At 46.8% G+C, this 8164-nt stretch carries 2 protein-coding genes; both read right to left on the reverse strand.

Going from position 1 to position 8164, the window contains the following annotated elements; translation table 11 throughout:
* Positions 1-228: 228 nt before the first annotated feature.
* Positions 229-6036, reverse strand: a complete 5808-nt coding sequence (locus tag ACLFWI_RS22170; protein ID WP_446414719.1) for a GAF domain-containing protein — start codon at positions 6034-6036, stop codon at positions 229-231.
* A 568-nt stretch (positions 6037-6604) separates the two neighbouring features.
* Positions 6605-7957 (reverse strand): histidine phosphatase family protein, encoded by a 1353-nt coding sequence (locus ACLFWI_RS22175; protein WP_446414720.1) that lies wholly within the window; start codon positions 7955-7957, stop codon positions 6605-6607.
* Positions 7958-8164 lie beyond the last annotated feature (207 nt).

An 8164-nucleotide genomic window follows, 5' to 3' on the forward strand; every position in this document is an offset into this window, starting at 1 on the left:
AAAGTCCCTAAACCCGCCCCTACACTTGGGTGGGTTTTGGATAAACGTTATCATCTCTAGTTACACTAAAGTCCCTAAATCCGCCCCTACACCAGGGTGGGTTTTGGATAAATGTTATCATCAATAGCTACACTAAAGTCCCTAAACCCGCCCCTACACTTGGGTGGGTTTTGGATAAACGTTATCATCAATAGCTACACTAAAGTCCCTAAACCCGCCCCTACACAATCAACACTTTTCCTTCAATTGCTGACGTTTGCTTTGTAACGCCACCTTTACCTGTTCATATTCCTGATCGATTTGTGTCAATAGATGACTTGTTAACGTCAGTGGATTATCGGTTTCATTTTCAATGTCTATCTTTTCTAACTGCTTACAAAGTTCAGAAAGGTGAATCGCACCAACCGTACCACTGGTAGATTTGAGACTGTGAGCGGCTTGTTGACAAGTGGTTAGCGTCTCAGATGACAATGTATTCGTTTTCTGTGAATCCAGTGCTTGGTTCATCACTCCCAACAACTGAGCGCCTTCGTCCAAAAAGCTATCAATCACTTGGATTAAGACTTGATCATCTTTGACCATATCGCACAGTTGTTGAAAAGCGTGGTCATCAATCACATCATGTCCGTCTAAACCGTTATTATTTCCTTGTACCTTCTTGCTCACTTGCTTGTTTGCTTGGAGCCTCTCCCCTCTGCCCTCTGCCTTCTGGAAACTCCGAGTCTCTTGTACCTTTTTTGGCACTCCCTGCAACGATCGCACCAGTTCCTCAACCCGAATCGGCTTACTGATATAATCATCCATACCTGCCTGCAAACAGGTTTCGCGATCGCCTCGCATGGCATTAGCCGTCATCGCTATAATATAAGGACGTTTTTCAGGTGACCACTCCTGGCAGATGCGCTGAGTCGCTTTCAAACCATCCATTTCCGGCATTTGCACATCCATTAATACCACATCATAAGACTGGCGGTGCAATGCTTCGAGGACTTCTAAGCCATTGGCGGCTACATCCGCCCGATACCCCATGCGCCCCAGAATATGCAACCCCACTTGCTGGTTAACCACATTATCCTCCGCCAACAGAATCCGCAACGGTAAAGTTGAACCCATATACGGATCAATCGTCGGTGAAATCTCACAGCTTGACCGCACTTTCACCGGTTGACCGACTAATACATCCATCAGCACATTGTAGAGTTGAGACTGCTTAATCGGCTTAGTCAGAAACGCCGCAAACTTGGCTTCATCCAGTTGACCACTGTTTTCTGGCTTGCCGATTGAGGTTAACATAACCAAGGGAATCTCTTGACCATTTGGCTGTTGGCGTATCTGTGAGGCGAGATTTACCCCATCCATTCCGGGCATGTGCATATCCAGAATTGCTAAGTCAAATGTCTCACCTTGGTGTAGCCAGTCTAATGCCTGATCACCCGACTCAGCCGCACGGGTCAGCACCCCCCAGGATTGACCTTGTAGAGTTAAAATGCGGCGATTTGTGGCATTATCATCCACAATTAACATCCGCTTACCTTCAAGCTGAGGTTGCCGGAGATCCAAATTACTGAGATTATCAATGTGACAGACTGGGGCAACAATCGTGAAGTAAAAGATAGAACCCTTGCCCACTTCACTTTCTACCCAAATTCTACCCCCCATCATTTCACTCAACCGCTTGGATATCACCAACCCTAATCCTGTACCCCCATAGTGGCGACTGGTGGAGGAATCGACTTGGCTAAAGGCTTTAAATAAACGATCTAACCGATCTGGGGGAATGCCAATCCCTGTATCTTTAACGGCGAACAAAATTTCATACTGTTGTTCCTTATAATTTGTGTGAGAAAGGTACTCTAATGACTGGGGACTTACCCGCTTAGAGGACACCGAAACCGTCACTTCTCCCTGATGGGTAAACTTGAGGGCATTACTGAGCAAATTAACCAGAATTTGCCGCAGTCGGGTAATATCGCCGCGAATCGTGTTGGGGGTGTGAGGATCAAACAGATACGCCAGTTCTATGCCCTTTTCTGCGGCTTTTGGCGTTAGCAGATCCAGAGATTCTTCGATACAGGTTCGCAGATTAAACGGTTGTTCCTCCAACTCCAATTTGCCGGACTCAATTTTAGAGAAGTCGAGGATATCATTAATAATCGTCAGCAGGGCTTCGCCACTGTTGCGGATTGTTTCGGCAAATTCGGCTTGTTCATAACTCAGTTGGGTATCCAACAGCAGTCCCGTCATGCCAATTACCGCATTCATCGGCGTGCGAATTTCATGACTCATGGTTGCCAGAAAGTCACTTTTGGCGCGGTTGGCGGCTTCGGCGATTTGTTTGGCTTTTTCCATCGCCACGTTTTGTTCGGCTAACTGTTGTCGTTGGTGCTTTTCTTGTTCCAGGAGTTGGGCTTGGGCAAGGGCAATTCCTACTTGATCGGCAACGGCTTCAAGTAATTCAATTTCATCATTACTCCATTGACGAAACTGATCACACTGATGCAGACAAATCACCCCATTGGGTTTTTCCTTATACGAGGTGCGAACGACTAACATGGATTTCAGGTTTACCTGGTCACACATTCTTGTGGTATTTTGTAACAAGGGATCGTCGTAAACATTGTCAGAGGCGATCGCGCGATCGGCGGATAATACCTGTTGAATGTGCGGATTGTCAGCCACCGGAATCTTGACTGCGAGGATGGATGAGTAACCCGGTTCTAAATATTCGGCGACAAAGGGGATTTGGGGTGCAGGGGAAGCGACGTAGGTGTGAATTACACAACGGTTGACGCGAAAGGCTTGACCAATTTGAGTGGCGGTAGTTTGAAAAATTTGTTGGGCGTCTAAACTTTGGCGAATGTCTTGGGTGATTTGTTTGAGCAGTAATGAGCGCTGGAGTTGCTGTTGTAAGGCGGCTTCTGCTTGTCTGCGTTCGGTTAAATCGGCTTGGGCTTGTTGATAGAGTTCCGATTGCTGTACCGCAATGGCGACTTGCGTGGCAAGTTGTACCAGTAACTCTGTCTCTTGGGGCTGCCAATGTCGAGGAAGATTACAATGGTGGGCAATCAGTAGTCCCCACAATTGGGTTCCCTGTATAATCGGCACAACTAAATTTGCTCTCACCTGTAAATCGGCAAGAAAGTTGCGATAACAAGACTCCAGATTAGCCGTGTGGATGTCCTCCAGGGTGTGAATATCACCTTGTTGGTAACGTACCGCTGACTTTTCACCAAAGCAGGGATCAAAAATCGTGCGCCCCAATACTGATAACTCTTTCACGGCGACAGACTCGACTTCGACTACGCCACTCCAGTCGGGATTGAAGCGGTAAATTAACACCCGATCCGTTTGCAGGAAGTGCCGCACCTCCGTTACCGTTGTGTTCAGAATCTCGGTTAAGTGTAACGATTGGCGAATGCGGCGGGCGATCGCACTAATTAATCGTTCTCGTTCAGCTTGCTGTCGGAGGGCGGTTTCCACCTGTTTGCGTTCCACCAGTTCAGTGGATAACTGCTGATACAATTCAGACTGTTGAATCGCGATCGCGACTTGGGTGGCTAGTTGCTGAAGCAGATCAATATCAACGGTTTGCCAATGTCGAGGATGATGACAATGGTGGGCAATCAGTAGTCCCCACAATTTTTGTCCCTGGAGAATCGGGACGACTAGGTTAGATCTGACGTGAAGATCGGCTAAAAAGTCTCGATAACAGGTTGCAATATCTGCTGTGTGAGTATCTTCCAAGGTATGAATATAACCCTGTTGGTAACGCACCACCGACTTTTCGCCAAAGCAGGGGTCATAAATGGTTTGTCCCAAAACAGATAACGTCTCTGATTCCACTGACTCCACGGCGACGACGCCACTCCAATCGGGATTGAAGCGATAAATTAACACCCGATCCGTTTGCAGGAACTGTCGCACTTCAGTCACCGTGGTATTGAGAATATCCTCCAACTCCAACGACTGGTGAATCCGCAGTGCGATCGCTCGAATTAACCGTTCTCGTTCGGCTTGTTGCTGCGACAGGGTTTCCGAGTGCAAGCGTTCAGTCACATCTTGAATTAAGGCTAAGATATGAGTCTGATTCTCTGAGGTTTCAATTCTGGATGTGGAAATCGATAGAGTACGGTGGCTACCATCCGCCCGAACGATTTCCCATTCCTCCGCGATTAAATCCTCCCCACGTTGCATCTGAGCAATTCGCTTAACGGCTTGGCTACGTTGTTTCGGATCGGGATAGAATGTTTGATACCAGCCTCGACGGTTAATTTCCTCAACGGTATAACCGGTAATCTCAACCATCTGCTGATTCCAAACCGTGAAGCGGATATAGGGATACGTCTCAATACTATGGCAGACACAGACACCTTCTCCCATCCGTTCGATCAGTTGGGTTTTAAAGGAATATTCAGCTTTCAGGGTTGCCTCAGCTTGTTTGCGATCGGTAATATCGGTATGAGTCCCTACCATGCGGATCACTCGACCTGCGGCATCTTTTTGATGAATCGCCCGGGACAAAATATAAACAGTTGAGCCGTTTTTATGATGGAAGCGTTGGACGGTTTGGAAGCGAGAGACTTTACCACTGTTATAGTCTTCAATCAGTTTTAACGTGGCGATCCGATCTTCCTCAAAAATCACCTTCTCCCAAGACGCCAATTCATTCGGCAATTCCCAATCGACGTAACCCAGCATTTCTTTCCATCGGGGCGAGAAATAAATGTCCCCAGTAATCATATTCCAGTCCCAAAATCCATCCTGGGAGGCGCGGAGAATTAATTCCAGCCGTTCTGTCGCTGTTTTGACGATATGGGCAACCTGAGGCGGCTCAATTGCATGATCGCCGGGAGTTTCCACTAATGAAGAGGAGGGAAGACAACGGGATGCTGAAGGGACTTCTGTCAACTCAGTGAATTCCGTTTGCCAGTCTTTTCCGTTCAATGTGGGATTGCTGGCTATTGTCTGAATCAACTGCAAACGCTGATGGCTTGTTTCCACAGTCGTTTCCGCTTGGCTTAAGTCATTAAGGGTTTGCTGCAGTTGGTTGGCTTGTTGATTAATTGTTTGCTGTAATTGTTCAACTTGATTCAGCAGCGCCAGAGGATTCAGCGCTTTAATGATGTCCGTTGCGGTGAAAATGCCAAGAATATTTTCCGGAGATTGGTAGACTAATTGAGGGGTTTGTCCGACTTGCCGCATTTGTTCAAGTCCCTGCTTTATGGAATCATCAGGATGGAGACTCAATAGCGGTTTTTTTATCACCATAGAAACTGGTGTTTTTGACAAGTCAAGTCCAAATACAGATAGCTGTAAACAGTGGATTAAATCCTGTTCTGTAATTAGTCCTAGCGGTAAGGAATGGGCAGAAACTGAGGATGGGATCTGCGCGATCGCACTCTTTTGAAATGGTCTCCCATTGGTTTTATCCCCGATTACCTTTTCCTGAATCAATACAGCACAAGTTTCCTGAGTCTTAATTAGCTGTTGTGCCACGTCCAGAATAGAAGTAGTCAACGAAACTTTTAGCCCAGGAGTCGTCATTGTCGCCGCCACCGATTGCGACTTAAGCAAATTTAGCTCAGGTAGCCCTTGACAAATGCTACTTTCTGTGATTAAACCAATAAATTTACCTGTCTGATCCAAAACTGGGAGATAATCAATCGAATAGCTCTCGAAAAGGGATAATGCAGTAAACAGATGACAAGACTCAGAGAGGGTTAAAGTAATCGGCGATCGCATCATCACATCAGCCACCTGGGTGTCCTGAAAATTCATCCCAGCCAGCATTAGTTCAATCAGTTTTCGCGTTGTCACGATCCCGATCAACGCCGAGTTTTTGGTCACCAAGACGATGCGATGTGAACGTTCCGGTTCTGTAGCAAATTGCCGCGACTGGTACGCAGACAAGGATTGTCCTTGATTTAATAACGCGATCGCTTCAACTAGAGTTGCTTCAGCCTCAATCGTGAGGGGATGGTAGTCAATAAAATGCTCTAAAGCAGGTAAAGTAATGGCGGTGATGTCAGGCTGCATAATAATTGGGTAGGGCGCAGGCTGTAGCTGGAACAAACAAACTCCAAGGCTGTAAAGTTGATGTTATATACTTTTTCTCTCTCCTCTTGATTAACTGTAGGACTATTTCCGTCACACTGCACTAGCAGCACATACCTATTCTTTATACTGCCAAACTTTGAAAAAATCCGCAGCCTCTTCTCCAGAGGTGAGAACTTATTTTTTCTTAACTTTGTTCATTCGTCATATCATGTCCGGTTGAATACTGACACTTTGGTAGAAACAAGGCAGATGACAGAAGACAACTAAACCTCCCCATCAAAATCTGGTTCAACACCAAGCAATCGCAATTGTTCTACCAATCTCTCTACCCGTCGTCTTTCTCGTTCAACTTCTTGTCTTTCTCGCTCTGAGGGAGTCAAAATCCAGTTGCTTTGTGCATCATACCAACGCAACCAGGTGCGATCACGCTTGATATCCTACCTGATGTAGGGGCGACCCGCTTGATTTAATGAAAAACTCGATTCCACTCAACTAGGTTGGGTCGCCCTCTCCTCAATTTCTGGTGTCAAAGAGTGTTTCTGCGGAGTTACAACGCCCCTGCTGCCGTTCGGTCGAAAATATCTCCAGAAAGGTGAGTTGTAATATTCATCGCCTGCACAACGGGTAATTTCTCTAACCCTTGACCATATTCAATCACACTCACACCACCATTCCCTTGTTTAATACTCCAGAATGATTCTGAACTCAATCCCAAAACATGGCAAAGAATGACTTTATTAATCGCATCATGAGCAACAACTAAACCCGTCTTGAGTTCTGAATCAGCCATTCCAGCTTTGACCTGAATCATCCTATCCCAAGCGGCTGTAGCCCTCTCCCATACTTGATTTAAATTTTCACCATTGGGCATTTGTACCGTCGCTGGAGCCACTTTCCATTGATGCAATAAATCGGCGTAATCTTGGTTAATTTCTGACTCTAATTTACCCTCCCAAAGTCCATGATTAATTTCGCGAAACTTTTCCTCAAGTTCTAGCGTAATACCACTGTGATACTGAAGAATTAATTCAGCCGTTTCCTTGGGACGTAACATCGGACTGGTCACCGCAAAATCAATCGGGATATCCTTAAGAAACTCAGCCACCTGCTGTCCCTGTTGGCGCCCATTTTCATTTAATGGGACATCAATCCCGCCTTGGAAGCGGGAGACACGATTCCACTCAGTTTCCCCGTGACGTACCAGCAGCAGACGCAACCCCCGATTACTGGGGCGAGGTGTCGGTAACGGCGTACCAACATGAGAGGTTTGATTGAGGGACTCTAATTGCACGGGTTCACCCCAACCCCCCGTAAAATTCAGAACATTAATGCAACAGTTGGATTGTAAGACGGACTGGTAACGGGCGGGAGAAATACCCAAAGCGCTACTCAGCAAACAGCGGTTAATACCATTGTGTGCCACGATTAAAATCGTGCCACCTTGGTGGTGGGGTAGAATCTCTTGCCAGAATTGCTGCGCTTGTTGATAAAGTGCCAAGACAGGAAAATGCTTCCGGGTTCCCTCCGGTGTAGAGAGTTCCATGTAGAAGTCCTCCGGGCGTTCTTTCCAGCAACGATAGTCCGCCGGGAATTTTGCCTGGGCGTCGGATTTCGCCACTTTTTCCCACAAGGGTAAATCGACTTCCATCAGATTCTCTGATGGTTGGAGAGGGGGTGAGCCAGATAAATAGGGTAGAATGACCTCTGCGGTCTGCTTCGCTCGCTGGAGAGGAGAACAATAGACAGCATCAAGGCTCAAGCGACTGAGGGCAGCCCCCACCTTACGGGCATCATCAGCCCCTTTTTCCGTTAACACGGACTCATCACAGCGTCCTTGAATTAGTTGCTGGGCATTATAGCTGCTCTGACCGTGCCGTACAATAATGACGCGAGTAGTCAATCCTTTTGCTCCTATGTGACCAATTTTATGAATAGTAGTCAGATTAACCCAAATGCTGGTAGCATCCTTGGGGCATCTTAAAATATCAGGGTCATTTTCAGTGTAACCGCACACCTGCCGGACAAAAAGGCGGGGAAGATGGGAGTTGTAGGGGTTTGGTCTCCAAACCCCATTTCTGATGTAGGGGAAGATGGGGAAGATGGGGAA

Source organism: Coleofasciculus sp. (assembly GCF_046539235.1).
Lineage (GTDB): Bacteria > Cyanobacteriota > Cyanobacteriia > Cyanobacteriales > Coleofasciculaceae > Coleofasciculus.

What these genes read in the sequence shown, in the direction of transcription:
- ACLFWI_RS22170 (WP_446414719.1), bottom strand. Translation starts at nt 6,036, where the DNA reads ATGCAGCCTGACATCACCGCCATTACTTTACCTGCTTTAGAGCATTTT.